The sequence below is a fragment of the Methylovorus sp. MP688 genome (assembly GCF_000183115.1).
Lineage (GTDB): Bacteria > Pseudomonadota > Gammaproteobacteria > Burkholderiales > Methylophilaceae > Methylovorus > Methylovorus glucosotrophus.
The window spans coordinates 279,992-303,108 of sequence record NC_014733.1 but is presented as its reverse complement, the minus strand read 5'-3'; the positions used below and the strand labels follow the sequence as shown (position 1 = coordinate 303,108).

Here is a 23,117-nt window from a genome sequence, read left to right as displayed (position 1 = left end):
AGTTAATGAAGTGGTGCCCATGGCGGGAATCGGACCCGCGACCTCTCCCTTACCAAGGGAGTGCTCTACCACTGAGCCACATGGGCGCTTTACTAAATTCTTACTTAAACTGGAGCGGGCGACGAGGTTCGAACTCGCGACATCTTGCTTGGAAGGCAAGTGCTCTACCAACTGAGCTACACCCGCGCGCCTCGCCAGTTATCAACGCTGGCTCCAACTTTAAATTTGGTGGAGGGGGAAGGATTCGAACCTTCGTACTCTGAGAGAACGGATTTACAGTCCGTCGCCTTTAACCACTCGGCCACCCCTCCAAACCGAACCCGAGATTATGCTGACAATTTCACGTACTGTCAAACCCTAACTGGGCGGTAACTGGTGCCGGATGTCGGAATCGAACTGACGACCTTCGCATTACAAGTGCGCTGCTCTGCCAACTGAGCTAATCCGGCGTAAAACTTATTTAATCTTTTTTGACCAACGTCAGAGAAGGCTTTTTTACTTCTTTAGGCGCCTGAGGCTTTTCAACAGCTTCAGACTGACTTACCTGATCAGGTTTATCCTCAACAGGCTCAGCCTCAAAAAACATGCCCTGACTATTTTCGCGAGCGAAGATACCACGAACCGCGCCAATTGGCACGTAAATATTTTGCGATGCACCAGAAAATCTTGCTGAAAAACTGATTGCAGTGTTATCAATCACCAAGTCCTTGGTGGCTGAATAATTGATATTTAACACTATTTCGCCATTCTTTACGTATGCCATTGGCACTCGGGTATTTTCATCCACCGCCACTAGCAAATGTGGCGTAAATCCATTGTCCACGCACCACTCATGCACGGCGCGTATCAGGTAGGGCTTAGTGGATGAAACATTTTCCATGACCTTACTTCCGCATTGCTTTTTCGGAAGGGGTCATCGCCTCGATGTAAGCCGGGCGAGAGAATATACGTTCTGCGTACTTAAGTAAAGGCGCAGCTTGCTTTGGCAGCTCAATTCCATAATGCCCAAGACGCCATAAGAGCGGTGCAATGGCTACATCCAGCATGGAAAATTCGTCGCCCAGAATATATTCCTGGCGGCTGAACAAAGGCACGATCTGCGTCAGATTGTCTCGAATAATCAAGCGCGCCTTGTCAGCCAGCTTCTGATTGCCAGACTCAATATCTTTGATATGACTGAACAACTGCTCTTCAAAGTTGTGAAGAAACAATCTGGCACGTGCTCGCATGACAGGGTCAGCAGGCATAAGCTGAGGATGAGGAAAACGCTCGTCAATATATTCATTGATGATGTTTGCCTGCTGCAAGACCAAATCACGCTCAACGAGGACAGGGACTTCATTGTGCGGATTGATTACGGCCAGATCTTCTGGCTTGTTGGCAAGATCCACGTCGATCACTTGGAAATCCATGCCTTTTTCAAATAGCACAATGCGGCAGCGGTGGCTGTATGGATCAGTAGTTCCAGAATACAAAGTCATCATGATGTTGTTTCCTTACAAAACAAAAAAGCGGGATTGCCCGCAAAGGCAATCCCGCCTTGAATAGAACGTTAGTGTATATCTTTCCAGAATTCTTTTTTCAGATAGTACGCGACGATGAAAAGCAAACCCAGGAACAGGATCACGATTAATCCCAATTGCAGGCGCAGACCTTTAGCAGGCTCGCTCATGAATACCAGGTAATTCACCAGGTCAGCGACCATCGCGTCATACTGAGCAGGCTCAAGCACTCCTGGCTTGGTCAGCACCAGCGTATGCTTCTCGACCTCATGGCCGTGCTCATCCACTGTTTTCTGAACCTTGAGAGTTTGCTCACCCTGCAACTGCCATAGCACGTGCGGCATAGCCACTTTGTCATAGACAGTATTGTTCCAGCCTGTCGGACGAGTATCGTCACGATAGAAGCCTCTCAAGTAGCTGTACAGCCAGTCAGGTCCGTTTGCATATGCACGCGCCTGCACCGAGAGATCCGGAGGTGTTGCTCCAAACCAGGATTTGGCATCGCGCTTAGGCATGGTGACAGTCATCGTGTCGCCCACCTTCTCACCGGCAAACATCAGGTTTGATTTGATTTCAGCATCGCTCAAACCAATGTCTTTAAGCCGGTTGTACCGCATATAGGCAGCGCTGTGACAGCTCAGGCAGTAGTTTACAAATGTCCTGGCGCCACGCTGCAGCGAAGCCTGATTATTGGGATCGATAGGCGCATGATCAAGATGCACACTCTCATTTGCCATCACCAAGGCAGGCAATAACAGGCCGACCAACAATAATACCTTTTTCATTATCCTGTTACCCTTTCTGGAACTGGCTTGGTCTTATCGATGCTGGTATACCAAGGCATCAAGATAAAGAACAGAAAGTAAACTGCAGTGAAAATTCTAGCTACCACCGTTGCACGGTCCGCACCGCCCACGATAAATGTTGAGGGATCAAACACCCCCCAGACATTCGAAGGCTCGGTACCCAGATAACCCAGAATCAAAAAGCTCACTACAAACAATGCCAGCCACACCTTGTAGATAGGACCGCGATAGCGTATCGACTTCACGGGACTACGATCCAGCCAAGGCAGCAAGGCGAAAATCACGACGGACAGACCCATGGCAGCAACGCCAGGGAACTGCGAATTCATGATGGGCGGCACCGCACGCAAAATAGAGTAATAAGGCGTGAAATACCAAACGGGCGCAATGTGCGCTGGTGTTTTTAACGGGTCAGCCGGAATGAAGTTATTTGCTTCCAGGAAGTAGCCGCCCATTTCCGGCGCAAAGAAGATAATGGCCGAAAACACGATCAGGAAAACTGACACACCGACAATATCCTTCACCGTGTAATACGGATGGAAAGGAATACCGTCCAGTGGGATACCGGTTTCAGGATCTTTGTGCTTCTTGATTTCAACACCGTCCGGGTTATTAGAGCCCACCTCATGCAGAGCAATGATATGCGCAGCCACCAAACCCAGCAGCACCAAAGGAAGAGCAATTACGTGGAACGCGAAGAACCGGTTAAGGGTCGCGTCAGACACCATGTAATCACCGCGCAGCCAAAGTGAAATATCTGGCCCAACAAACGGGATAGAGGTAAACAGATTGATAATCACCTGAGCACCCCAGTAGGACATCTGCCCCCATGGCAACAGATAGCCGAAGAATGCCTCACCCATCAGCGCAAGGAAAATCCCTACACCGAACAGCCATATCAGTTCACGAGGATTCCGATAAGACCCGTAGATCAGACCACGGAACATATGCAGGTAGACCACCACGAAGAACATGGAAGCCCCGGTTGAGTGCATGTAGCGAATCAACCAGCCCCAGGAAACGTCACGCATGATGTACTCCACCGAAGCAAAGGCGAGCTCTGCATCAGGTTTGTAATTCATCGTGAGAAAAATGCCAGTAACGATCTGCAGCACCAACACCAACAGTGCCAATGAACCGAAGAAATACCAGAAGTTGAAGTTCTTGGGAGCGTAATACTCTGAGAGGTGAGCTTTCCAGTTGGCCGTCAATGGAAAACGGTCATCTACCCACCCGAGCAAACCAGTTAAATATTTTTGCATGATTACGCGGCCCCCTTATCGTCTTCACCAATCAACAGCAGATTGTCGTTGAGGTATTTGTGTGGAGGCACCACCAGATTGATAGGTGCGGGAGAGCCTTTGAATACACGACCCGCCAGATCAAAACGGGAACCATGGCAAGGACAGAAAAAACCGCCCGGCCAATCTGCGCCCATTTCGTTACCAGCTTGTAATTTGGGGGATGGTGAACAGCCCAGGTGAGTACATATACCCACCAGCACCATCAAATTCGACTTGATCGAACGTGAAGCATTCTGGCAATACGCAGGCTGCTGCGTGGTGACTTCCAGCTTGGGATCAGACAATTTGTCATCATGCTGGGTCAATGCGGCCATCATTTCCTGGCTACGATTGATCAGCCATACTGGCTTACCGCGCCACTCGACGGTGATCATGGCGCCCGACTCGATCTTGCTGATATCAGCCTCGACTGGAGCACCCGCTGCCTTTGCTCGCTCGCTTGGCAACATACTTGTAATAAAAGGAACTGCAACAGCCGCGGCCGCCACACCTCCCACTGCGGTAGTCGCTGCGATTAAAAAGCGCCGCTTCCCCTGATCCACTTGTTGATTCGCCATCACATTCCCTTAAATTTAATGCGACTTGCTCTAATACAGTTAATTAGCGCGCCATTTTACAGCGTTCAGAGAAAAACTTAAACCTAAAACCGCGGCTTATACAGGGTTATTGATTTCGATGTAGTGATGCTCCAGATTGAATCGATTTTGGAGATGTGCGCCCAAGGCCTGAATGCCATAACGCTCCGTCGCGTGATGTCCCGCCCCAATATAAACTACCCCGGCCTCATTAGCGAGATGCAAGTTTTGCTCCGACACCTCCCCACTGATGTACGCGTCTACGCCCAATGCAATGGCTTGTTCCATATAACCTTGCGCACCCCCTGTACACCACGCCACCTTGTGAATCGCTTTCTCACCAGGCCCCAACAATATCGCCTCGCGATTCAAAATGCTGGATATATGCTGCCGCAACATGCTACCCGTCATCTCAACCGCAGTTCTGCCGTAGGCAATCAGGTCCTGCTCCCCGGTCCAACCATCGATAACGAATTCCAATTGTCTCGCCAGTTGTGCGTTGTTTCCCAATTCCCGATGAGCGTCTAGAGGAAGATGATAGGCTGCCAATGACATCCCGCTTTCCAACAGAAGCTTGATACGTTTTTGCTTTATTCCCACGATTCGCGCATCTTCGTTGCGCCAGAAATATCCGTGATGCACCATCACCAAGTCGGCCTCCTGCTCTCTGGCCGCCTCCAGCAGCGAAAGCGATGCCGTCACACCTGTCACCACGCGCGTGACTTCAGACCGCCCCTCCACTTGCAGCCCATTTGGGCAATAATCCTTGAACCGCGCTACCTGAAGAATTTGTCCGGTATAATCTAACAACTCATTCAATTTCATTTTTCTGTATCCATTTTCGGAAAAACTCATTTAGATCATGCGCAAACTTTGGCTCATTTTTGCACAGACTGTCACCATCAGTCTCGCTGTCATTTTTGTCGCTCAACAATTTTATCCAGATTTGTTCACTCACAGCGCCAAACCGCTGGTCGTCAATGAGGCACCTGCCACCCCAGCCTCCTCCATACCGCCCGGGTCTTACAGTGCTGCCGCAAAGAAGGCCATGCCTTCCGTTGTTAACATTTTTACCAGCAAAAAGGCTGAGGCAAATCCATCTCAACCTTTCATGGATGATCCACTTTTTCGTCATTTTTTTGGTGATCAGCAGGATGAGCAACCACAACGTGAGAACAGCCTGGGGTCTGGTGTTATCGTCAGCACCCAGGGGCTGATCCTGACTAATCACCACGTCATTGAATCTGCTGATGAAATCGAAGTCGCACTGGCTGATGGCAGAACAGTATCGGCACGCGTCGTTGGCACAGACCCCGAGACGGATTTGGCCGTGCTTAAAGTAGACGTAAAGAATCTGCCCGCGATTACGTTTGCCAAAGCGGATCAGATTAATGTTGGCGATGTGGTACTGGCGATTGGCAATCCGTTTGGCGTCGGGCAAACCGTGACGCAAGGCATTATTAGCGCGGTTGGTCGCAGCCACCTGGGCATTAATACTTTTGAGAACTTCATTCAGACCGATGCGCCGATTAACCCGGGCAACTCCGGAGGGGCATTGATAGACACAGATGGCAATCTGGTTGGTGTCAACAGCGCCATCTACTCGCGCAGTGGCGGGTCAATGGGGATTGGTTTTGCCATTCCAGTCAGCCTTGCCAAACAGGTTATGGAACAGATCATTCGTCAAGGCAGTGTAACGCGTGGCTGGATTGGCATTGAGGCTCAAGACATCACACCGGAACTGGCGGAGTCTTTCCGCCTGAAAGAGGTGCGTGGCTCACTGATTGCCGGCATATTGCGCGACAGCCCTGCCGAGCGAGCCGGCTTGAGACCCGGAGATATTCTTCTGGAAATTGACGGGCGCCAGGTTCAGGATAGTTCCAGCATGCTGAACCTGATCTCCAGTTTGAAACCCAACAAGAAAGCCGTACTGAAAATCTCGCGCGACCAGAGAGAATTTTCAGTGCCTGTTCTTATTGGCAAGCGCCCGCGTCCAACCGTCGTTCCTACCGAATAAGTCCCGGGCAACAAGCCCGGGAATATCCGCGCATTATTTGGCGCGGTTCGCATTGACCACGCAATACCCTACCCAATAGCTGACTACCACGATCGTCAGCACTATCGTCATGATGGAAGCAATTCCAACCCAGGATCCAAACAGTACTTTCAGCATTTCAATCTCCTTTTACCCTGTCATTGTTATAGGCAAATTGATCTTACGCCTGGCAAAAAACTTTTTAAAGACCTTTTTTTAAATATGGTTAAATAACCATGAATAAATTATGGTCGTATGCATTTTTGCAACGCTAAGGTAAAAAACTAATCAGCTTGAGTAGTACGAACGCGCAGGAATCCTGCGACGAGAATGCCGGCCTCGTATAGCAACCACAGAGGGACAGCCAGCATGACCTGGGATATGACATCTGGAGGGGTGAAAATGGCGCCAATGACAAAGGCTCCGACAATGACATAGGAACGTATATCTTTGAGCGTCTCAATATTGACCAGGCCAAAATACACCAATAACACGACAGCCACCGGCACTTCAAAGGCAATACCGAACGCCATGAAAAGCGTGATAACAAAGTCAAGATAGTTGCCGATATCAGTCATCACGGCGACGCCCTCAGGCGCTGTGCCGGCAATAAAGCCAAACACGACCGGGAACACCAGAAAATAAGCAAAGCACATCCCGGCGAAGAACAAGAGCGTGCTCGCCACGACCAGTGGCGCCATGAACCGCCGCTCATGGGTGTAAAGCCCAGGTGCAATAAATGACCAGACTTGATAAAGGGTGTGTGGCAGAGAGATAACAAATGCAGCCAGCATCGCCACTTTCATGGGCACAAAGAAAGGCGTGGTGACAGCTGTAGCAATCATTTGTCCGCCAGCCGGCAAATGACTCAATAATGGCTGTGCCAATAGCGTATAAATTTTATTGGCAAAAGGGAATAAGCCGATAAATACCAGCACCACTCCGATGACAATACGCAACAACCGGTTGCGCAACTCAATCAGATGCGAAATAAAGGTATCCGTCGTCGTCACTGTGGCTTGTGGGTGTCAGGTTGTACTAGGGGAGTAACGGCCTCGGGCGATGACTCAGGAGGAGGAATCATACTTTTTTCGACCTCCTTGAGCTGCTCATTGGCGCGAGACTGAAATTGATGCATATCTGCCTGGAGACGATCAGCCCCCTGCTTGATTTCCTGCTGCAACTTCTGCAAATCCTGAAATTGGAGCTCACGATCAATATCAGACTTTACATTGGCAACATAGCGTTGCAACCTGCCTGCGAGTAACCCCAATGTCCGTGCCACCTTGGGTAGTTTTTCCGGGCCGATCACAATCAAGGCAACTACGCCAATCACTAGCAGTTCGGAAAAAGCAATATCAAACACGGGTAGGTGACCGCTTTACTGCTTGGATTTCTGGGTCACTTCGCCCTCTACGGTATTGCTGGTTCCGCGATCATCCAAACTGCCCGGCTTTTGCGCGCCTTCATTCATGGCATCCTTGAAGTTTTTCACCGCGCCACCTACATCACTGCCCATATTGCGTAGCTTCTTGGTACCAAAAATCAGTACCACGATAACCAGCACGATCAACCAATGCCAAATACTGAATGAACCCATTTCAACTCTCCTGAATTTTAGCGCTAGGTTTTTGGCAGGGTAGTGCCGCCGCCAAAAACATGAACATGAATATGGAATACCTCTTGGCCACCTTCTCGCCCGGTATTGATCATGGTACGAAAACCGGCAAGGCCTTGCTCTTTGGCCAGCTTGGGGGCCAACAGCAACATTTTCCCCAGCAATGCCTGATGAGATGCGTCGCAGCTGGCCAATGATTCTATGTGCGCGCGCGGAACAATAAGAAAATGAACGGGGGCCAGAGGATTAATATCCTTGAATACCACCACGTCGTCATCTGCATAAATCTGGGTGGACGGAATGGCACCCGCGACAATTTTGCAAAAAATACAATCAGCACTCATTCCATGCTACTCCTTGCGTTGGGCTTTTTCTACCAGCCCAGAGAGGCCTTCGCGGCGGGCAAGCTCATCCAGCACATCCTGAGGCTCAAGCCCGGCATGCGCCAGCATGATCAAGGTATGAAACCAGAGATCGGCAGTTTCATAGATGATTTCATCTTTGTTGCCACCCTTGCCGGCAATGATGGTCTCCGCGGCCTCTTCGCCTACTTTCTTCAGGATACTATCCATGCCCTTGGCATACAGCTTGGCCACATAGGAGGCTGCCGGATCAGCTTGTTTACGCTGTTCCAGCAACTCGCCCAATCGGTTAAGTACATCACTCACGGTGGTAAATATCCCCAGGATTTTTGATAACGGGCTGGTCTATCACCCACTCAGTATCTGTCAGCTTCTGGAAAAAACAATTATGCCGCCCAGTATGGCAGGCAATGCCGCCCACCTGCTCGACACTGATGAGTACCACATCCTCATCGCAATCAAGGCGAATCTCATGCACCTTTTGCACATGACCGGATTCCTCACCCTTATGCCAGAGCCGATTGCGCGAGCGTGACCAATAAACAGCCTGCCCGGTTTCGGCAGTCAGGCGCAAGGCTTCGCGATTCATCCATGCGAACATCAGCACTTTGTTACTACCCACTTCCTGGGCAATAACGGGCACCAAGCCATCCGCTGTCCATTGCACTTTATCCAGCCATGCTACGCTCACAATCGCACCTCTATGCCATGGTCACGCATGTATTCTTTTGCCTGGCGTACGGTAAATTCACCATAGTGGAAAATACTAGCTGCCAGCACAGCGTCAGCGCCACCCTCTTGTACACCTTCAACAAGGTGCAATAGATTGCCCACACCTCCCGAAGCAATGATAGGGACACTGACCGCATCGCTGATCGCGCGATTCAAGGGCAGGTTAAAACCGATTTTGGTGCCATCGCGGTCCATACTGGTCACCAGCAATTCACCAGCACCAAGCGCAACCATTTTCTTTGCCCACTCAACAGCGTCAAGTCCCGTGGCTTTTCTGCCACCATGGGTAAACACTTCCCAATGATCGCCCACCTGCTTGGCATCAATCGCCACCACAATGCATTGCGAACCAAAGCGTCCTGCCGCGTCTGCCACCAATTGCGGATTGGTGACAGCGGAAGTGTTGATACTGACCTTATCGGCCCCGGCGTTCAACAAACGGCGGACATCGTCAACTTCGCGCACGCCACCGCCCACCGTCAATGGAATGAAGACCTGGGAAGCGACTTGCTCGATAATATTGAGAATTAAGCCGCGGTTGTCCGAACTGGCCGTGATATCCAGAAAAGTAAGCTCATCTGCGCCCTGATCATCATAGCGTTTGGCAATCTCAACCGGATCACCCGCATCGCGCAGCTCCAGGAAATTCACGCCCTTGACCACACGACCATCGGTCACGTCCAGGCACGGAATAATGCGCTTGGCCAGGCTCATCCGTTCAGCTCGTCTGCCAATGCTTGTGCGGCAGCAAAATCCAGCGTGCCTTCATAAATGGCGCGGCCGGTAATGGCTCCCATGATGCCTTCACTTTCCACGGCACACAGCTTATGCACATCTTCAAGATTGGTAATGCCGCCACTGGCAATGACCGGAATGGTCAGCGCTCGCGCCAATGCCACGGTTGCTTCAATGTTCACCCCGCTCAGCATGCCATCGCGACCGATATCGGTATACACCACGGCTTCCACGCCATAGCCTTCAAATTTCTGTGCAAGATCAATCACGTCATGCCCGGTGAGTTTGGACCAGCCATCTACCGCCACCTTGCCATCCTTGGCATCGAGGCCAACCATGATCTGACCAGGGAAGGCATAGCATGCCTCATGTAAAAACCCCGGATTTTTAACGGCAGCTGTGCCAATGATGACGTAATCGATACCATCGTCCAGATAACGCTCAATGGTCTCAAGATCACGGATACCACCGCCGAGCTGAATTGGGATTTCTCCACCAACCGCATCCACAATGGCTTTGATCGCGCCTTCATTCACGGGCTTTCCTGCAAATGCGCCATTAAGGTCAACCAGATGCAGACGTTTGCCGCCCTTATCTACCCAATGGCGCGCCATGGCACCCGGATCCTCGGAAAACACGGTGGCGTCTTCCATAAGGCCTTGTTTGAGTCGTACACAGTGACCGTCTTTCAGGTCGATGGCAGGAATAATCAGCATATTTTTTTAATAGATAGAAATTAAGGACGTCCGTCCCACGCAACAAAATTGGATAACAACTTCAGGCCGGCGTGCTGGCTTTTTTCTGGGTGAAACTGCACCGCAAAAATATTATCGCGCGCAATACAGCTGGTAAAGCGCTTGGGGTAATTGCTGTAACCCACCTCAATCCCGGCGTCCTCGGGAACGACATAGTAACTATGCACGTAATAGAAACGCGCGCCATCGGCGATATCGTTCCATATGGGGTGAGGACGGCTCTGATAAACCTCGTTCCAGCCCATATGAGGTACTTTTAACCGTGCGCCGTTTGCATCCACCATATCAGCATCAGCAAAGCGCTTAACATTCCCTGGCAAGATGCTCAGTCCAGCGGCATTGCCTTCTTCACTATGATCGAACAGGAGCTGCAGCCCGATACAGATGCCCAGAAAAGGCTTGTCGGCAGCCGCAGAAATCACCGCTTGGCGCAGGCCTCTGGCATCAAGCTCCCTGACACAGTCAGGCATGGCCCCCTGGCCAGGAAAGACCACACGCTCAGCCGCCGCAATGTCGGCAGGATCACTGGTCACGACCACCCGTTTACCGGGCGCCACATGCTCCAGCGCCTTGGATACGGAGCGCAAATTGCCCATGCCATAATCCACAACAGCAATATCGATCATAGTCTGTGCTTAACAAAATCAGAAATATTGGGACTACCCAAAACTTATAAAGTGCCTTTAGTCGAAGGCATGATGCCGGTCATGCGGTCATCTGCTTCCACGGCCATACGCAAAGCGCGGCCAAAAGCCTTGAAAATCGTTTCTGCCTGATGGTGCGCATTGTCACCACGCAGATTATCGATATGCAGGGTCACCAGGGCGTGATTGACAAAGCCCTGGAAAAATTCGTGTATGAGGTCGACATCGAAGTCGCCTATGCGGGCGCGTGTAAACTCCACGCCGAATTCCATGCCGGGGCGGCCGGAAATATCCAGTACAACACGCGACAATGCTTCGTCCAACGGTACATAAGAGTGACCGTAACGACGTATGCCTTTTTTATCGCCTATTGCCTTGGCAAAAGCTTGACCCAGGGTAATGCCAATATCCTCGACAGTGTGATGCGCATCAATATGCAAATCGCCATTGGCAGACACTGTAATGTCCATCATGCCATGACGGGCAATCTGATCCAGCATGTGATCAAAAAAACCCAGACCGCTGGCGAGCTTGGATACGCCGGTACCATCCAGATTGATTGACACCGAGATTTGCGTTTCGAGGGTATTACGACTTACTTCGGCAATACGCATGGGAAGATCATTACTTTCTTGAGTTTCAAAAAACTAAAAACCGCCGCAGACCTTTGCAGCGACTGCGGCGGTTTGAGTTCCAGACGTGATATTTCGTCTTAGCTGAACAGTTTCTTCAACCAGCCGAACACGCCGCCGCTGGAAGTCGAACCTTTTGCCAGGCCGCTGATTTCAGCAGCAGCAGCAGCAGGGTCAGCAGCACCGTAGATAGCAGCACCAGCAACAACGATGTTGGCACCAGCATCCACTACTTGCTTAACAGTAGCTGGCTTGATACCACCAGCAACAGAAACCTTAACGCCCAGATTCAGACTGGATACCAGACCCAGGTCAGCAAATGGAGTTTGACCAGCAGCTTGTTGGTCCAGACCAGTGTGCACACCGATGATGTGCGCGCCCAGCTTTGCAACTTCCTTGGTACGTGCAGCTTTGTCAGCAACGTTGATCAGATCGATTTGAGCTTCTTTGCCATACTTGTTGGCAACATCAATTACACCCTTGATAGTACCGATATCGGCAGTACCCAGTACGGTGCAAATGTCAGCGCCAGCCTTGTAGAAAGGCTCAGCTTCGTAGTAGCCAGCATCCATGGTCTTCAGATCAACCAGAATCTTGTTATTCGGGAATTTAGCGCGCAGTGTTTGCAGCAGCTTGATACCGTTGTACTTGATACAAGGGGTACCGATTTCAAGAATATCTACATGGGGGGCTACTTTGGTAGCCAGTGCTACGGTTGCATCGAAATCCAATGAATCCAATGCCATTTGTACTGATGGTTGTGCCACGATACTTCCTCCGCTTAAGTTACAGGGTTATGATTTACTCACTCCGTAATGATACATTTTTTCTTGTGAATAGGGTAAATCGGTTGAATTTTAGCAATATTTTGCCATGATGCACCTTAAATGCATCATTAGGCAGCATCATAATCGCTTTTAAGTTCAGGTGGCGGAGAGAATGTCCTTCAAAGCGGCAATCAGTGCCTCACATTCCTCATCAGTTCCCACGGTAATGCGCATGAACTGATCAATACGGGCAGGCTTTTTAAAGTGGCGCACGATAATGCTGCGTTCACGCAATGCTGTCGTCAGACCTAAGGCGTCACAATGGGGGTGACGCGCAAAAATGAAATTGGCTCCGGAAGGCAATACTTCAAAGCCCAAGGCCTGCATGGCATCCACAATCTTTTCGCGGCTAGCCATCACGCGCTGACGCGTCGCCTCGAAGTAGGCAACATCCTCCATCGCAGCCACTGCTCCAGCACTGGCAAACCTGTCGATGGGGTAGGAGTTGAAGCTATCTTTCACCCGATGCAAGGCATCGATCAGCTCAGGATGACCCACCGCGTACCCGACACGCAAACCAGCAAGGGAACGTGATTTTGACAAGGTATGCGTCACCAACAACTGCGGATACGCATTGACCAGCGTTACGGCTGATTCACCACCAAAATCAATATAGGCCTCATCAACGACAACCACCGACTCGGTATTGGCATCCAGCAACCGGCGTATCTCGCTCAGCGCCAGCACACGCCCCGTGGGCGCATTGGGGTTGGGGAAAATAATCCCGCCATTCGCAACGCGATAATCATCCACGTTGATTTCAAAGGTTTGCGTCAATGGCACGGTCTGATAATCAATATCGTAGAGCCCGCAATACACCGGATAAAAGCTGTAGGTAATATCCGGAAATAACAAAGGAGCATCATGCTTGAGCAAAGCAAGAAACACATGTGCCAGCACCTCATCCGACCCATTGCCAACAAACACCTGTGCTGGCGTCAAGCCATGAAACTCGGCAATGGCCTGTTTCAGCCGGTCTGAATTGGGGTCCGGGTAAAGGCGCAGACTATCCGCAGCTTCGCCGCGCAAAGCCTCCAGCACCTTAGGGCTGGGGCCATACGGATTTTCATTGGTATTGAGCTTGATGAGGTTGGCAATTTTAGGCTGCTCACCCGGTGTATAGGGGGTGAGGCCGTGTACTACCTGGCTCCAGTATTTACTCATTTTTTAAGCCGGTACTCCGCAGAACGGGCGTGTGCTTGCAGGCCTTCGCCATACGCAAGGGTAGCGGCCACTTTGCCCAGTTTTTGCGCACCTTCGGCCGATACCATGATCAGGCTGGAGCGCTTCTGGAAATCGTACACACCAAGCGGCGAAGAAAATCTGGCCGTACGTGAAGTAGGCAACACGTGATTAGGTCCCGCACAGTAATCCCCCAGTGCTTCGCAGGTATCACGCCCCATAAAGATGGCACCGGCGTGTTTGATCTTCTTGCTGAAGGCCAGAGGATCATCCAGTGAAAGCTCCAAGTGCTCCGGAGCGATGTAATTGCTGATGCGAGCGGCTTCTTCCAGATCCTTCACCTGAATCAGCGCGCCACGGCCTTGCAGCGATGTCTTGATGATGTCCTTGCGCGGCATCTCTTCAACCAGACGTGCTGCACTGGCGGCGACCTTGTCGAGAAACTCGGCATCGGGCGATAACAAAATGGCCTGGGCAAGCTCGTCGTGCTCGGCTTGCGAAAACAAATCCATCGCCACCCAGTCCGGATTGGTCTTGCCATCACAGATCACGAGAATTTCAGAAGGTCCGGCCACCATATCAATACCGACTACGCCAAATACGCGACGCTTGGCAGCGGCCACATAGGCATTGCCAGGCCCGACAATCTTGTCTACCTGCGGTACGGTCTCGGTGCCATATGCCAGAGCTCCCACGGCTTGGGCGCCACCGATACAGAACACGCGATCCACGCCGCATACCGCCGCAGCAGCCAGCACCAGCTGGTTACGCTCACCATTGGGTGTCGGCACTACCATGATCAGTTCTTCTACCCCTGCCACCTTGGCTGGAATAGCATTCATCAGCACGGATGAAGGGTAGGCTGCCTTGCCGCCAGGCACATACAAGCCCACACGATCAAGCGGAGTGACTTGCTGTCCGAGCAAAGTGCCATCATCCTCGGTATAACTCCAGGACGACATCAACTGCTTCTCGTGGTAAAGACGCACGCGCTCAGCCGCTTGTTGCAATGCCTCGCGCTGGGCAGCCGGCAGTGCTTCCAGTGCGGAATGCAGTTCTACTTGGGAGATTTCCAGAGAGGAAAGACCTGCCACATCAAGATGATCAAAGCGCTTGGTGTACTCCAGCACAGCGGCATCGCCACGTTGTTTTACATTGCGCAAGATATCGGCAACCACCAGATCAATCTGGTCATCCTGAGCGGTCTCAAATGCCAGCAAGGCTTTGAGATCCGCATCAAAGGTCACATCGCGAGTAGAAAAGCGTCGAATATTCATTGTGTAGCCTTATTTCTTTCCATTTTCTGCCACTGCTTGGGCAAATGAATCCATGATTGGTTGCAGCTCGCCACGCTTCAGTTTGAGCGAAGCCTGATTCACCACCAGGCGAGAGCTGATATCGGCAATCTCTTCGACGGCCTTGAGCTGATTGGCACGCAATGTGCCACCGGTGCTCACCAGGTCAACAATCGCATCGGCCAGGCCGACCAATGGGCCCAGTTCCATCGAACCATACAACTTGATCAGGTCGACATGCATGCCTTTGTTGGCAAAATGCTCACGCGCCGTTTTCACATATTTCGTCACGACCTTGAGACGGGCACCGCGACGAATCGAACCGAAATAATCGAAATCCTCACGCACGGCGACCATCATCTTGCACCGGGCGATCTGCAGATCCAGCGGCTGATACAGCCCTTCGCCACCATGTTCAGTGAGCACGTCCTTGCCAGCAATGCCCAGATCAGCCGCGCCATATTGCACGTAAGTGGGAACATCGGTCGCCCGCACAATCAGCAAGCGGACGTCCGGACGGTTGGTCGGCAGAATCAGCTTGCGCGAGGCCTCTGGCGCTTCCAGGGCATGAATGCCCGCGGCCGCCAGCAGAGGGGTGGTCTCTTCAAAAATGCGGCCTTTGGATAGGGCAATGGTGATCATGAATTCAGTTCTCTGTTAATACGGTCATTCAATGGCAAAGCGCTTCAAGAAGTCCGCTTGACCTTGGCACCCAGCGCCGTGAGCTTCTCTTCGAGATTTTCATAGCCACGATCCAGGTGATAAATACGCTCGATTATCGTCTCGCCGCTGGCTACCAGCGCCGCCAGCACCAGGCTGGCCGAAGCGCGCAAGTCAGTCGCCATTACGGTAGCACCTTCCAGCTTGGGCACGCCGCGCACAATCGCCGTATTGCCTTCCACTTCAATCTGGGCACCCAGACGCTGCATTTCCTGCACATGCATGAAGCGATTTTCAAAAATAGTCTCTGTCACTTTAGCCACGCCATCCGCGATGGTATTCAAGGCCATCATTTGCGCCTGCATGTCCGTGGGAAAAGCGGGATGCGGCGCTGTGCGGATATTCACAGCCTTCAATTTTCCGTTACTTTTCACGGTGATGCTAGTTGCATCACTTTCCACTGTTACACCGGCATCGCGCAACTTTTCGATCACGGCATCCAGCAGATCTGCCCGTGCATTGTTCAATTTGACGCAACCACCGGTCATGGCGGCAGCCACCATATAGGTTCCTGCCTCGATACGATCGCATACCACCTGATGGTCGCAGCCATGCAAACGCTCCACACCGTGTATGGTAATGATGTCAGTACCAGCACCTTCAATACGCGCGCCCATTTTGATCAGGCAATCAGCAAGATCAACCACTTCGGGCTCTTTGGCGGCGTTCTCAAGCACCGTGGTCCCCTCGGCCAAACATGCGGCCATCATGAGATTTTCGGTACCGGTGACCGTGACCATATCCATGAAATAGCGTGCTCCCTTGAGCTTGCTGGCACGCGCCTCAATGTAGCCATGTTCAATATGGATCTCGGCGCCCATGGCTTGCAATCCCTTGATATGCAAATCCACAGGACGCGAACCAATGGCACAGCCGCCGGGCAACGACACACGGGCATGACCAAACCGGGCCAATAAAGGGCCCAGCACGAGGATGGAAGCGCGCATGGTTTTCACCATTTCATAAGGCGCTTCCTGGGTATGGATATGCGAAGCATCGAGGACGACACGATCTTCGGATCGGCTGGCCTGAACACCCATGTGTTCCAGCAAGGTAATGGTAGTCCCCACATCCTTGAGTTTGGCCACCGCGCTCAGTTTAAGCGGGGTTTCCGCCAGAAGCGAAGCGCAGAGAATCGGCAATGCCGCATTCTTGGCACCGGAAATGGTGATTTCCCCTTGTAGCGGAATGCCGCCTTCAATAACCAGCTTGTCCAAAATCCATCCCTAACTTTTATTGTCTAGCAACTGCCCGAAGATTCAGGCAGTAGCGGATTCCAGCATTTTTTGCAGCTCGCCCTGTTGAAACAGATCGCGCATGATATCAGCGCCACCCACGAACTCGCCCTTGATATAGAGCTGGGGAATGGTTGGCCAGTTAGCATAAACCTTGATGCCATCACGAATGGCAGGATCGGCCAGCACATCCACCGCCACGAAATCCTTTACACCACTCGCCTGCAGAATCTGCACGGCAAGACCGGAGAAACCGCATTGCGGAAACTTAGGCGTGCCCTTCATATAAAGCACCACGGGGTTTGCCGTGACCTGATTCTTGATCAATTCTTGAGTACTATCCATTTCAAACTCCTTAAAAAGCTTAAGTCGAAGCACGTTGCGCCCAGGTTTCGGGCGTGAAGGTGCGCATCGATAAGGCATGAATTTCCTGGCGCATGCGATCGCCCAAAGCCTGATAAACCAACTGGTGCTGCTGCACCATATTCTTGCCTGTAAAGGCAGCGCTCACGATCACCGCCTCAAAATGCTGGCCATCATTACCCAGCACTTGCACGTAATCACACGCCAGACCCTGCGTTATATAGGTTTTTACATCATCTGCGCTTAACATTTTAGCCCCTGAGCTTGTATCCGGATTTCAACATTCTGAGCGCAAGCCATGACAGCAGCAAGAAACTGACCCCGACCACCAGCAAACTGACGGCAGGAGAAATGTCGCCTTGCCCAAAAAACCCATACCGGAAGCCATCTATCATGTAGAAAAACGGGTTGAAATGGGAGACCGTCTGCCATACCGGCGGTAAGGAATGGATCGAGTAAAACACGCCAGAAAGGAATGACAGAGGCATGATAATAAAATTCTGGAATGCCGCCATCTGGTCAAACTTGTCCGCCCATATGCCAGCGATAATGCCAAACGCGCCCAGCAATGCACTCCCCAGAAACGCGAATGCCAGGATGAACCCCGGATGCGCAATCGGCAGATCAATGAAGATGATCGCCACCAGATAAATACATAGCCCCACCACCAAGCCACGAATTATGGACGCCGCCAGGAATGCCAGGAAAAACTCCAGATAAGACAACGGAGTCAACATCACAAAAATTATACTGCCCATCACCTTGGACTGGATAAGGCTGGATGAGCTGTTGGCGAAGGCATTCTGCAATACCGACATCATGATCAGGCCCGGGATCAGGAAGGCGGTGTATCCCACGCCGTCGTAAACCTGCACATGCTTGTCAAGCACATGGGAAAAAATCAGCAAGTACAGCAGCGCCGTCATGACCGGGGCTGCGACTGTCTGAAAACTGACGCGCCAGAAGCGTAGCAGCTCCTTTTTGAACAACGTCCAGGGACCGCGCATGCGTGCTGAGATGAGACTGCTCATGCGCGCCCCACCATATCGACAAACACATCCTCGAGATCAGCTTCCAGCAGCTGCATATCCGTAAACGTCAATTGCGACTGGCGAAGCTCCGCCAATACGTCCGCCACTTGGGCGACATCATTCAATGTAAAAGTGTAGACATCGCCATCACGATGACGCACCAGCGCAGCGATGCCAACGGGCAGCACACTGCCAGGCGCCATGGTGACGCGCAGCTGCTTGCCAGGAATCTGCTTGAGCAGATTCGCCGTGGTGTCCAGCGCAACAATCTGGCCCGACTTCATCATGGCAACGCGCGAACAGAGCACTTCAGCCTCTTCCAGATAATGCGTGGTGAGAATGATGGTATGGCCTTCGCGATTGAGGCGCTGAATGAACGCCCACATGGTCTGGCGCAATTCCACGTCGACGCCCGCGGTTGGTTCATCCAGCACGATAACGGGGGGCTTGTGGGCCAGCGCCTGTGCAATCAATGCCCGACGCTTCATGCCACCAGACAGGCGACGCATGTTGACGTGGGCCTTGTCGGTCAGTCCCAGGGACTCAATCACTTCATCCACCCAGGCGTCATTTTCTGGCCCACGACCAAAATACCCCGCCTGAAAGCGCAACATTTCGCGCACATTGAAAAATGGATCAAACACCAGTTCTTGCGGGACAACGCCCAGTAACTGCCTGGCCTGCGCATATTGGGATACTACGTCATGCCCCATCACTGACAATTTGCCGCTACTTGGACGCAGCAGGCCAGCAAGCAAGTTGATCAGGGTGGACTTACCTGCCCCATTGGGGCCTAGCAAGGCAAAGAACTCCCCCTGCTCAATCGACAGATCAATTCCTTTCAGTGCTTTTAAAGCACCGAAATCTTTGGTTACCTGCTCAATCTTGATTGCGGGGGTCATGGTCATGAAACGGGCAAAGCCCGAATGCCTAAGCGGCGACGTGAGGGATCAGATCCAGCACGCCATAGAGCGTCGCCAGACTGGTCAGGTTCTTGGGAAAATGGATGAACTTCAATTCACACTTCTGATCCTGCGCACGGCGCAGCCATTCAAACAGCACGCTGATCGTCGCCGTATCCACATCAGACACGGCGGAAAGATCAACTTCAAGCCGATCTGCCATAGGCAAGGCCTGACTTTGTGCCAGCAGCTTATTCACCTGCGGCATCGTCATATCGCCCTGCACCTGCCAGCGCTGCCCTTCAGAAATAATTTGCGTCATTCTGCTTGCCGTTATTTGGCAGAACCAGCGTTCTTGTCGGCCAGCTTTTGAATCAGACCATCCATGCCGGACTGGCGAATTTCATTGCTGAACTGACCACGATAGTTAGTCACCAGGCTCACGCCTTCAATGACGATATCGTAGACCTTCCAGGCTTCGCCGGTTTTTTCAAGGCTGTAATCGACAGCGATAGGCTGACCACCTGGCTGCACGATTTCCGTCTTGACGGTCACTTCCTTATCGGAAGGCTCAGCGCGCAATGGCTTGTAGTTGATGGTCTGGTTACGATACTTACCCAGCGCCGTGGCATAGGTACGCAGCATCAGGCTGCGGAATTCCTTCTGGAAGGCATCCTGCTGCTCTTTGCTGGCGCGGCTCCAGTTTTTGCCCAGCACCATGCGTGAAACACGATCAAAATCGAAATTAGGCAAAATCTTTTCTTCTGCCAAGGCAAAAATCTTCTTCTGATCGCCGGCCTGAATATCCTTGTCTTTCTTGACGATGGCCAGCACTTCATCAGCAGTCGACTTCACCAGCACATCAGGGGCGACATCGGCCACAGCCAACTGCATTGCGCCCATCAGGGCAATACTTGCTACGAATTTCATTACAGACTTCATGTTTATTCCGCCTTTTTACTATCGCCACTCTCGGAGGCTTTGTTATACAAGAACTGACTGATCATTTTTTCCAGGACAACTGCATCCTGGGTATGGGAAATCTTGTCGCCATCTTTCAATGACTGGTCATCGCCACCGGCTTCCAGACCCACATATTGCTCGCCCAGCAGGCCAGCCGTATAAATATTGGCAAACGTGTCTTTGGGGAATGGATAACGCTTATCCAACTTCAGAGTCACATTTGCTTCAAAGGTTTTACTATCGAACTGAATATTGTCGACACGGCCGATCACCACACCCGCGCTTTTTACCGGGGCACGTGGCTTCAAACCGCCAATATTTTCAAAAGCAGCAGTTACCGTGTAAGTTTCGCCGATGCTACTGGAAGTCAGATTGCCCACTTTCAGCGCCAGTCCAAACAAGGCGGCAGCGCCAGCGACGGCAAAAATGCCGACCCATAAATCCATTGTTGTGCGTTCCATTCAATCTCCAGTCTTTGCGTTATCACGCATTTTATTTCGCGCCCTACACAAGGGCTTACTCACCCGCAATCAGCGAATCAAGTCACAATCATGAAAGAAGTCAGGATGAAGTCCAGGCCAAGCACAGCCAAGGACGAATTCACCACCGTACGTGTTGTTGCCCGGCTTACGCCCTCGGCAGTAGGCGGAGCATCAAACCCCTCAAACAGGGCAATCATGGTGCAAGCAACGCCAAACACCACACTCTTGATGACACCATTCACAATATCTGCCTGAAAATCAACGCTGGCCTGCATTTGCGACCAGAAAGCGCCGTTATCCACGCCGATGACCGGAACCGCCACCAGATAACCGCCCAATACCCCTACCATAGAGAACAGGGCTGCCAGCAAGGGCATGGAAACCACACCGGCCCAGAAGCGGGGAGCCACCACACGGGCAATCGGGCTGACCGCCATCATTTCCATCGCCGACAACTGCTCGGTCGTTTTCATCAGGCCGATTTCAGCGGTAATGGCTGTACCGGCCCGACCAGCAAATAACAGCGCCGTGACCACAGGACCCAACTCGCGCACCAGAGAGAGCGCCACCAGCACGCCAATCGCTTCTGACGAGCCATATTTCTGCAAGGTGTTATAACCCTGCAACGCCAGCACCATACCGACAAAGAATGCAGACACCAAAATGATGAGCAAGGACATGACGCCGGTAAAGTAAATTTCCCGGATGGTCAGGTGGATACGCCTGAAACTCTCGCCAGAATAAATCAGCGTGTACACAAAGAATCGCGCGCCTGAACCCAGACGCCAGACACGATCAATAATGCGGTGGCCCATGCCACGCAACACTTCAGCCAAACGATTAAGCATCCTGCCCTCTCAGCATATCGCGCCGGTAATCAGGCGCGGAATAGTGGAAGGGCACTGGCCCATCAACTTCACCATGCACAAATTGATGTACAAACGGCAGCGTCGACTGCCGCAACTCGTCAGGAGCACCTTCCGCCTCAACCACCCCATTGGCCACGATGTAGACATAATCGGCAATCGAAAACGCTTCTTTCACATCATGGGTAACCAGTATGGAGGTCGCCCCCAGGGCATCATTCAGACTACGAATGAGGTTGCAGGTGACGCTCATGGAAATCGGATCGAGACCAGTAAATGGCTCGTCATACATGATGATGGACGGGTCAAGCGCAATCGCTCGGGCCAAGGCCACGCGGCGCGCCATACCACCTGAAAGCTCCGTCGGCATCAAGTTACGAGCACCGCGCAAGCCAACAGCATTCAGTTTCATCATCACCAGATCACGGACGATGGACTCAGGCAAGTCAGCATGCTCCCGAATGGGGAAAGCGACATTTTCGTAAACCGACAAATCGGTAAACAGGGCGCCGAACTGAAACAGCATGCCCATCTTGCGACGCAGCTGAAACAGGCCATGACGATCCTGCTTGTGGACCACCTGACCCTCGACACGCACTTCGCCTTGAGTGGGGACCAGCTGCCCGCCAATCAGGCGCAGCAAGGTTGTCTTGCCACTTCCACTGCCACCCATGATGGCGATCACCTTGCCACGCGGAAAGGACATATTAATGCCCTTATGCAGCAGTCGCCCTTTGTAACCAAAGGATAGATTGTCGATTTCGACGATGTTGTCGGCCATAGCGGTCTTGGAATTTGGAATCCTGCCATTTTAAATCAATTCGTGTTGCGCACGTAATACAAAAACAAAAAAGCCCGCCTAAGCGGGCTTTTTTACAACAATTTAACTGCCTTAAAACGCCATGCACACCACGTATTTCTGCGAATCCACAATGGATGGACTACTCCCGGCGGACACAACCGCAGTTGCAGCTGCAGTCCCACTCACCGTTTCGGCAGCCATCATGGCTCCAGTCGCGGTATTGCCATCATCCATGGTGGCATCCAACTGTTTTACGAACTTGCCCAGAATGCCAGTCGAGCATATGGCATAAGATCCGCTCAACCCCGAAATCGTCTTGTTTGGATTGGACTGCACCCCAATCACTCCACCCTCGGTGTTGGTCGGCTGGTAAGTCGCATCCCCCAGTGTGGTTGAGCCCGTTGCCAGCCCGGCCAGCCTTAAATGCTGCCAAAAAATGTAGGTTTCATCGGTCTGGGTTGTCGAGTTCCAGACGCCTTCAATAACGCCATCGCCGTCGCCATTGCTGGTTGCACCCACATGATTGATAGCGGCTTTGTCATCCCCTGGCAATGCCTTGAATTTATCCTGATAGGAATATACCTGAACCTGAATGTTTCTAAAGTCAGATGCCATGTTCTTTACCTTGGCACTGTTAATCAGCTCCTGCCCCTTCAGCACGCCGCCAAGCAGCAAGCCGATGATCACCAGCACAATTGCCAGCTCAATCAAGGTAAAACCAGACTGTTTGTTCATTAAGCTATCCTTAT

At 51.8% G+C, this 23,117-nt stretch carries 33 protein-coding genes and 4 tRNA genes; 1 reads left to right on the top strand and 36 read right to left on the bottom strand.

Going from position 1 to position 23,117, the window contains the following annotated elements; all coding sequences use genetic code 11:
* Positions 1-11 precede the first annotated feature (11 nt).
* The 10 genes from MPQ_RS01490 to MPQ_RS01445 all read right to left on the bottom strand — a co-directional run bounded on the left by MPQ_RS01490 (position 12) and on the right by MPQ_RS01445 (position 5,012).
* A tRNA-Thr gene (locus tag MPQ_RS01490) sits at positions 12-86 on the bottom strand.
* A 24-nt stretch (positions 87-110) separates the two neighbouring features.
* Positions 111-186, bottom strand: a tRNA-Gly gene (locus MPQ_RS01485).
* A 40-nt stretch (positions 187-226) separates the two neighbouring features.
* A tRNA-Tyr gene (locus MPQ_RS01480) sits at positions 227-311 on the bottom strand.
* A 62-nt stretch (positions 312-373) separates the two neighbouring features.
* A tRNA-Thr gene (locus MPQ_RS01475) sits at positions 374-449 on the bottom strand.
* An 11-nt stretch (positions 450-460) separates the two neighbouring features.
* Positions 461-880 (bottom strand): ClpXP protease specificity-enhancing factor, encoded by a 420-nt coding sequence (locus MPQ_RS01470; protein ID WP_013441115.1) that lies wholly within the window; start codon positions 878-880, stop codon positions 461-463.
* Between the two features lie 4 nt (positions 881-884).
* Positions 885-1,484 carry a glutathione S-transferase N-terminal domain-containing protein gene (locus MPQ_RS01465; protein WP_013441114.1) on the bottom strand — a complete coding sequence of 200 codons (600 nt, stop codon included), beginning with the start codon at positions 1,482-1,484 and terminating at the stop codon, positions 885-887.
* A 68-nt stretch (positions 1,485-1,552) separates the two neighbouring features.
* The gene (locus MPQ_RS01460) at positions 1,553-2,287 is read right to left on the bottom strand and encodes a cytochrome c1 (RefSeq protein WP_013441113.1); all 735 of its coding nucleotides are present in this window, start codon (positions 2,285-2,287) and stop codon (positions 1,553-1,555) included.
* A complete protein-coding gene (locus MPQ_RS01455; protein ID WP_013441112.1) occupies positions 2,287-3,570 on the bottom strand; it encodes a cytochrome bc complex cytochrome b subunit in 1,284 nt (427 codons plus the stop codon). Before MPQ_RS01455 ends, MPQ_RS01460 begins: the two co-directional genes overlap by 1 nt.
* A 2-nt stretch (positions 3,571-3,572) precedes the next feature.
* Positions 3,573-4,169: a ubiquinol-cytochrome c reductase iron-sulfur subunit gene (gene petA / locus MPQ_RS01450; RefSeq protein ID WP_013441111.1), complete on the bottom strand. Its 597-nt coding sequence runs from the start codon at positions 4,167-4,169 to the stop codon at positions 3,573-3,575.
* Positions 4,170-4,265: 96 nt separating this feature from the next.
* Complete coding sequence (locus MPQ_RS01445) at positions 4,266-5,012, bottom strand: Nif3-like dinuclear metal center hexameric protein (RefSeq protein WP_041362517.1); 747 nt, start codon at positions 5,010-5,012, stop codon at positions 4,266-4,268.
* Between the two features lie 37 nt (positions 5,013-5,049).
* Here MPQ_RS01445 and MPQ_RS01440 point away from each other — a divergent pair, with 37 nt between their 5' ends.
* Entirely contained in the window at positions 5,050-6,204 is a 1,155-nt protein-coding gene (locus tag MPQ_RS01440) for a Do family serine endopeptidase (protein WP_041361929.1), read from the top strand.
* 33 nt (positions 6,205-6,237) lie between these two features.
* Here the strand turns inward: MPQ_RS01440 and MPQ_RS13620 are convergent, their stop codons facing one another.
* From MPQ_RS13620 to MPQ_RS01315, 26 genes are all read right to left on the bottom strand, one after another.
* Positions 6,238-6,360 carry a DUF3149 domain-containing protein gene (locus MPQ_RS13620; protein ID WP_013441107.1) on the bottom strand — a complete coding sequence of 41 codons (123 nt, stop codon included), beginning with the start codon at positions 6,358-6,360 and terminating at the stop codon, positions 6,238-6,240.
* 146 nt (positions 6,361-6,506) lie between these two features.
* Positions 6,507-7,235: a twin-arginine translocase subunit TatC gene (gene tatC / locus MPQ_RS01435; protein WP_013441106.1), complete on the bottom strand. Its 729-nt coding sequence runs from the start codon at positions 7,233-7,235 to the stop codon at positions 6,507-6,509.
* Entirely contained in the window at positions 7,232-7,588 is a 357-nt protein-coding gene (gene tatB / locus MPQ_RS01430) for a Sec-independent protein translocase protein TatB (RefSeq protein WP_013441105.1), read from the bottom strand. Before tatB ends, tatC begins: the two co-directional genes overlap by 4 nt.
* Positions 7,589-7,603: 15 nt before the next feature.
* Positions 7,604-7,822 (bottom strand): Sec-independent protein translocase subunit TatA, encoded by a 219-nt coding sequence (gene tatA, locus MPQ_RS01425; protein WP_013441104.1) that lies wholly within the window; start codon positions 7,820-7,822, stop codon positions 7,604-7,606.
* A 23-nt stretch (positions 7,823-7,845) separates the two neighbouring features.
* Positions 7,846-8,184, bottom strand: coding sequence for a histidine triad nucleotide-binding protein (locus tag MPQ_RS01420; protein WP_013441103.1), 339 nt, complete (start codon positions 8,182-8,184; stop codon positions 7,846-7,848).
* Between the two features lie 6 nt (positions 8,185-8,190).
* Positions 8,191-8,508, bottom strand: coding sequence for a phosphoribosyl-ATP diphosphatase (locus MPQ_RS01415; RefSeq protein ID WP_015829251.1), 318 nt, complete (start codon positions 8,506-8,508; stop codon positions 8,191-8,193).
* Positions 8,501-8,893 carry a phosphoribosyl-AMP cyclohydrolase gene (hisI, locus tag MPQ_RS01410; RefSeq protein ID WP_013441101.1) on the bottom strand — a complete coding sequence of 131 codons (393 nt, stop codon included), beginning with the start codon at positions 8,891-8,893 and terminating at the stop codon, positions 8,501-8,503. The genes MPQ_RS01415 and hisI overlap by 8 nt, the downstream gene beginning before the upstream one ends.
* Positions 8,890-9,648 (bottom strand): imidazole glycerol phosphate synthase subunit HisF, encoded by a 759-nt coding sequence (hisF, locus tag MPQ_RS01405; protein WP_013441100.1) that lies wholly within the window; start codon positions 9,646-9,648, stop codon positions 8,890-8,892. The genes hisI and hisF overlap by 4 nt, the downstream gene beginning before the upstream one ends.
* Positions 9,645-10,385 carry a 1-(5-phosphoribosyl)-5-[(5-phosphoribosylamino)methylideneamino]imidazole-4-carboxamide isomerase gene (hisA, locus tag MPQ_RS01400; protein WP_013441099.1) on the bottom strand — a complete coding sequence of 247 codons (741 nt, stop codon included), beginning with the start codon at positions 10,383-10,385 and terminating at the stop codon, positions 9,645-9,647. Before hisA ends, hisF begins: the two co-directional genes overlap by 4 nt.
* A gap of 20 nt (positions 10,386-10,405) precedes the next feature.
* The gene (gene hisH, locus MPQ_RS01395) at positions 10,406-11,050 is read right to left on the bottom strand and encodes an imidazole glycerol phosphate synthase subunit HisH (RefSeq protein ID WP_013441098.1); all 645 of its coding nucleotides are present in this window, start codon (positions 11,048-11,050) and stop codon (positions 10,406-10,408) included.
* Positions 11,051-11,094: 44 nt separating this feature from the next.
* On the bottom strand, positions 11,095-11,682 hold the full coding sequence (hisB, locus tag MPQ_RS01390; protein WP_013441097.1) for an imidazoleglycerol-phosphate dehydratase HisB: 588 nt from the start codon (positions 11,680-11,682) through the stop codon (positions 11,095-11,097).
* Between the two features lie 98 nt (positions 11,683-11,780).
* Positions 11,781-12,446: a 3-hexulose-6-phosphate synthase gene (gene hxlA / locus MPQ_RS01385; RefSeq protein WP_013441096.1), complete on the bottom strand. Its 666-nt coding sequence runs from the start codon at positions 12,444-12,446 to the stop codon at positions 11,781-11,783.
* Positions 12,447-12,623: 177 nt separating this feature from the next.
* Positions 12,624-13,691: a histidinol-phosphate transaminase gene (gene hisC / locus MPQ_RS01380; protein WP_013441095.1), complete on the bottom strand. Its 1,068-nt coding sequence runs from the start codon at positions 13,689-13,691 to the stop codon at positions 12,624-12,626.
* A complete protein-coding gene (hisD, locus tag MPQ_RS01375) occupies positions 13,688-14,986 on the bottom strand; it encodes a histidinol dehydrogenase (RefSeq protein WP_013441094.1) in 1,299 nt (432 codons plus the stop codon). Before hisD ends, hisC begins: the two co-directional genes overlap by 4 nt.
* 9 nt (positions 14,987-14,995) lie before the next feature.
* Positions 14,996-15,646, bottom strand: coding sequence for an ATP phosphoribosyltransferase (hisG, locus tag MPQ_RS01370; RefSeq protein WP_013441093.1), 651 nt, complete (start codon positions 15,644-15,646; stop codon positions 14,996-14,998).
* Positions 15,647-15,690: 44 nt separating this feature from the next.
* Positions 15,691-16,941 (bottom strand): UDP-N-acetylglucosamine 1-carboxyvinyltransferase, encoded by a 1,251-nt coding sequence (gene murA, locus MPQ_RS01365; RefSeq protein WP_013441092.1) that lies wholly within the window; start codon positions 16,939-16,941, stop codon positions 15,691-15,693.
* Positions 16,942-16,983: 42 nt separating this feature from the next.
* A complete protein-coding gene (grxD, locus tag MPQ_RS01360; RefSeq protein ID WP_013441091.1) occupies positions 16,984-17,304 on the bottom strand; it encodes a Grx4 family monothiol glutaredoxin in 321 nt (106 codons plus the stop codon).
* A gap of 19 nt (positions 17,305-17,323) precedes the next feature.
* Complete coding sequence (locus tag MPQ_RS01355; RefSeq protein ID WP_013441090.1) at positions 17,324-17,572, bottom strand: BolA family protein; 249 nt, start codon at positions 17,570-17,572, stop codon at positions 17,324-17,326.
* 1 nt (position 17,573) lies between these two features.
* Positions 17,574-18,353: an ABC transporter permease gene (locus MPQ_RS01350; RefSeq protein ID WP_013441089.1), complete on the bottom strand. Its 780-nt coding sequence runs from the start codon at positions 18,351-18,353 to the stop codon at positions 17,574-17,576.
* Complete coding sequence (locus tag MPQ_RS01345; protein ID WP_013441088.1) at positions 18,350-19,261, bottom strand: ABC transporter ATP-binding protein; 912 nt, start codon at positions 19,259-19,261, stop codon at positions 18,350-18,352. Before MPQ_RS01345 ends, MPQ_RS01350 begins: the two co-directional genes overlap by 4 nt.
* A gap of 22 nt (positions 19,262-19,283) precedes the next feature.
* Positions 19,284-19,577, bottom strand: a complete 294-nt coding sequence (locus tag MPQ_RS01340; protein ID WP_013441087.1) for a lipid asymmetry maintenance protein MlaB — start codon at positions 19,575-19,577, stop codon at positions 19,284-19,286.
* A gap of 11 nt (positions 19,578-19,588) precedes the next feature.
* Positions 19,589-20,197: a phospholipid-binding protein MlaC gene (locus tag MPQ_RS01335; RefSeq protein ID WP_013441086.1), complete on the bottom strand. Its 609-nt coding sequence runs from the start codon at positions 20,195-20,197 to the stop codon at positions 19,589-19,591.
* 2 nt (positions 20,198-20,199) lie between these two features.
* Positions 20,200-20,679, bottom strand: a complete 480-nt coding sequence (gene mlaD / locus MPQ_RS01330; RefSeq protein WP_015829244.1) for an outer membrane lipid asymmetry maintenance protein MlaD — start codon at positions 20,677-20,679, stop codon at positions 20,200-20,202.
* Positions 20,680-20,756: 77 nt separating this feature from the next.
* Entirely contained in the window at positions 20,757-21,548 is a 792-nt protein-coding gene (mlaE, locus tag MPQ_RS01325; protein ID WP_015829243.1) for a lipid asymmetry maintenance ABC transporter permease subunit MlaE, read from the bottom strand.
* On the bottom strand, positions 21,541-22,347 hold the full coding sequence (locus tag MPQ_RS01320; protein WP_013441083.1) for an ABC transporter ATP-binding protein: 807 nt from the start codon (positions 22,345-22,347) through the stop codon (positions 21,541-21,543). The genes mlaE and MPQ_RS01320 overlap by 8 nt, the downstream gene beginning before the upstream one ends.
* 111 nt (positions 22,348-22,458) lie before the next feature.
* Positions 22,459-23,103, bottom strand: coding sequence for a prepilin-type N-terminal cleavage/methylation domain-containing protein (locus tag MPQ_RS01315; RefSeq protein ID WP_013441082.1), 645 nt, complete (start codon positions 23,101-23,103; stop codon positions 22,459-22,461).
* Positions 23,104-23,117: the final 14 nt, after the last annotated feature.